Genomic DNA, 3,150 nt, shown 5'->3' with positions numbered 1-3,150 from the left:
CAAGATATTGTTTTGGGCCAACCCGTGACGATAACGGCAAAGTGTACTGTGCCCGGGTGTGTCGGGTTCGTCAAAACCACAAAAGAGATAAAAGCCAATACGGGTAATGAGGCTGTGTCCGGGGTCGGATAGGCTGTGCATCGGCCGGTTAAACGGCGTTGGACACGGACAGTCATGAACAAGGGGGACGGCCGCCGTTATGACGGGTATAACGGCCTTTTTGCTGTTCGGGATAACGGTTGCCGGCCGGTAATGAAGTGGTTTTTAAGCAATGGAAACCGGTCAATATGTTTGGCAATCATGGTTTCGGTAGTTTGTTTGAACAAGCTGCTCATGAAGAAAACCCTCTAAATTCGGCTTAAAGGGAATTTAGAGGGTTTTAGGGGTTTCGCAAAGGTCGCATGCCGCCTGAAAGTAATTTACTTTCAGGCGGCATGGTTGTTTTTATATAAATAACTGTTTAATCGGCAAAGCTATGTTCAGCTGTCGGAAAGGCTCGGGCTTTGACTTCATCGACATAAGCCTTTACTGCCGCCTGCACGCTGTCTTTGCCTTGCATGAAATTTTTCACGAATTTGGCGGTTTTACCCGGGAATACACCCAGCATATCGTGCATGACCAAAACCTGACCGTCACAATCCACGCCGGCACCAATGCCGATTGTCGGGCAGCCAACGCTTTCAGTCACTTGTTTGGCCAATGGCGCCGGCACGCACTCCATCAACACAAGCGCCGCGCCCGCTTCATCATGTGCTTTAGCATCATTCAACAAAGCCTGAGCTTTGTCACCACGCCCCTGCACTTTATAGCCACCGAACGCGAACACCGACTGCGGTGTCAAACCGATATGCGCACACACCGGAATACCGCGTATTTGCAGAAATTCGGTTGTTTCCGCCATCCATACTCCGCCTTCCAATTTCACCATGTGTGCACCGGCCACCATCAATTCCGCCGCAGCGGAAAATGCCTGTTCTTTGCTTTGCTGATACGCACCAAAGGGTAGATCACTTACAATCATAACGTTTTTTGCGCCGCGTGCTACAGCTTCGGTGTGGTAACACATATCGCGCAAACCCACTTGCAGTGTCGACGTACGCCCCTGCACGGTCATACCCAAAGAATCGCCCACCAGCAAAACATCCACGCCGGCTTCTTCCATCAAAGCGGCAAAGCTCGCTTCATAGGCAGTAAGCATGGCAATTTTGCTGCCTTCGGCTTTCATTTTTTGGAGTGTGTTAACGGTAATCATTATTGGTCTCCTGTCTTTTCAGACGGCCTTCTCAGATTAAAACGAGACCATTATAAGGCTTTCGTGTTGAGTATGTGTCAAAAAATAAAAAAACAGCTTAACCATATTCATGATTAAACTGTTTAATTTGGTGCCGGCACCAAGAGTCGAACTCGGGACCCCCTGATTACAAGTCAGGTGCTCTACCAACTGAGCTATACCGGCTTTGCTAAAATGCTCAAAAGCAATGCAGTTTCAAACTGGTGCCGGCACCAAGAGTCGAACTCGGGACCCCCTGATTACAAGTCAGGTGCTCTACCAACTGAGCTATACCGGCTAAGAGAGACAGCATTATGCCGTTAACTTTGTTCATTGACAAGTGCTTTGCCGCTAAAAAAAATCTGCCGGGTCATAAAATCTTTGATTTTTAATTGAATATACTTTATTTTATTTCAATCAAATAATATGATTAAAATTAATGCGTCCGATAGCCGCACCAACAGTTCGAAACACGCTGAGACCTTTGCCAAATTTCCAGCATCGGCACATTTCTTCGAGCAGCGCTTCCCGAACGCTTGGCTTGTTCATGATATGCCTGCACGTTCTGCGATCCGACAGCTTCGAATTGAACCTAAATCCGGGAATGTTGCAAAGGTTTCAGGCCATCTGAAAGATACATTGCAATCTGTTAAAATAGCCGACACTTTCCCAATACTTCACAATCCCCTATGACCCAACACCCTTACCGCCGCTTGCGCGGACCACAATCGCATTTACCCGAAGCCAGCATTTCCGAAGAAGGCAATATCCGCTCACTGCATTTAGGCAGCGCAACAATTCAAAGCTCGATGAACCTCGACCACCCTGCCGAACTGGTTTTGTCCTACAGCCGTGCCATGATGGGCTGGTTGTTGTTTGCCGAAAACACGCCGCGCCACATCACCCAAATCGGTTTGGGCGGCGGGTCGTTTGCGCGCTGGATTGACGCTTATCTGCCTGACACCAAGCAAACCGCTGTCAACATCAATCCGCAAGTGATCGCCGTGGCACGCAGTTTGTTCGAATTGCCGTTTGAAGACGAACGGTTTGAAATCGTGGAAGCAGACGGCGCAGAATACATTAAAGTGTTCCGCTACAATACCGACGTGATTTTGGTGGACGGCTTCGACGGTGAACAAATTATCGATGATTTGGTGAGCGAGATATTTTTTGAAAACTGCCGCCAAGCCTTGTCGTCTGACGGTGTGTTTGTGACCAACTGGTGGAGCGGCGACAAACGTTATCAGCGTTTTGTCGAGCGTTTGCTGAAAGTGTTCAACGGCCGCGTGTTGGAATTACCGGCAGAAAGTCACGGTAATATGGTGGTGATGGCGTTTCAAAGCAGCCCGAAAGAGCAAAATATCGACAACCTGAAAAAGCGCGCCGACAGGCTCAGTAGATTATATGATTTGAATTTCAAACGCATGCTGTCTGATTTGAAAGCCAACAATCAAAACAACGGCAAACATTTTTATTTATAACAACAAGGCCGTCTGAAACCTTATCCGTGTTCAGACGGCCTGAAAAATCAAAAGGAAACCATCATGTTGAAGCCCGAAATCACGGCCATTACAGGCCCGGCCGGCCCATTAGAAACCATTTATCTGCCTGCCCAAGGCACGGCTTGCGGCGTGGCGGTGGTCAACCACCCCAACCCGCTGCAAGGCGGCACCAATACCAACAAAGTGATTCAAACTGCCGCCAAAGCCCTGACCGGGCTAGGTTTTCACTGCTACCTGCCCAACCTGCGCGGCGTAGGCAACAGCGGCGGCGAACACGATTACGGTAAAGGCGAAACCGACGACTGTATTTGCGTCATCGACTACGCGCGCGCGCAACACCCCGAACTGGAAAAATTCGTGTTGGCCGGTTTCTCTTTC

Annotated in this window: 4 protein-coding genes and 2 tRNA genes; 3 read left to right on the top strand and 3 right to left on the bottom strand. The window is 49.1% G+C overall.

Translation table 11 applies throughout. The features are described from left to right. Nucleotides 1-460: 460 nt before the first annotated feature. The 3 genes from panB to C7N83_RS13515 all read right to left on the bottom strand — a co-directional run bounded on the left by panB (nucleotide 461) and on the right by C7N83_RS13515 (nucleotide 1,568). Nucleotides 461-1,252, bottom strand: a complete 792-nt coding sequence (gene panB / locus C7N83_RS13525; RefSeq protein ID WP_106743248.1) for a 3-methyl-2-oxobutanoate hydroxymethyltransferase — start codon at nucleotides 1,250-1,252, stop codon at nucleotides 461-463. A 128-nt stretch (nucleotides 1,253-1,380) separates the two neighbouring features. Further along, nucleotides 1,381-1,456 (bottom strand) — tRNA-Thr (locus tag C7N83_RS13520). A gap of 36 nt (nucleotides 1,457-1,492) precedes the next feature. Then, a tRNA-Thr gene (locus C7N83_RS13515) sits at nucleotides 1,493-1,568 on the bottom strand. A gap of 128 nt (nucleotides 1,569-1,696) precedes the next feature. Here C7N83_RS13515 and C7N83_RS14380 point away from each other — a divergent pair. From C7N83_RS14380 to C7N83_RS13505, 3 genes are all read left to right on the top strand, one after another. Further along, the gene (locus C7N83_RS14380) at nucleotides 1,697-1,963 is read left to right on the top strand and encodes a hypothetical protein (protein ID WP_146135180.1); all 267 of its coding nucleotides are present in this window, start codon (nucleotides 1,697-1,699) and stop codon (nucleotides 1,961-1,963) included. Beyond that, nucleotides 1,960-2,751: a polyamine aminopropyltransferase gene (locus tag C7N83_RS13510; protein ID WP_106743247.1), complete on the top strand. Its 792-nt coding sequence runs from the start codon at nucleotides 1,960-1,962 to the stop codon at nucleotides 2,749-2,751. The genes C7N83_RS14380 and C7N83_RS13510 overlap by 4 nt, the downstream gene beginning before the upstream one ends. Before the next feature lie 63 nt (nucleotides 2,752-2,814). Then, the coding region (locus C7N83_RS13505) for an alpha/beta hydrolase (RefSeq protein ID WP_425437527.1) at nucleotides 2,815-3,150 on the top strand (336 nt) is incomplete at its 3' end.

It is taken from the genome of Neisseria iguanae (genome assembly GCF_003013245.1).
GTDB classification, from domain to species: domain Bacteria; phylum Pseudomonadota; class Gammaproteobacteria; order Burkholderiales; family Neisseriaceae; genus Neisseria; species Neisseria iguanae.
Note: the sequence above shows the minus strand (reverse complement) of the source record. Positions and strands in the feature narration are given on the sequence as shown.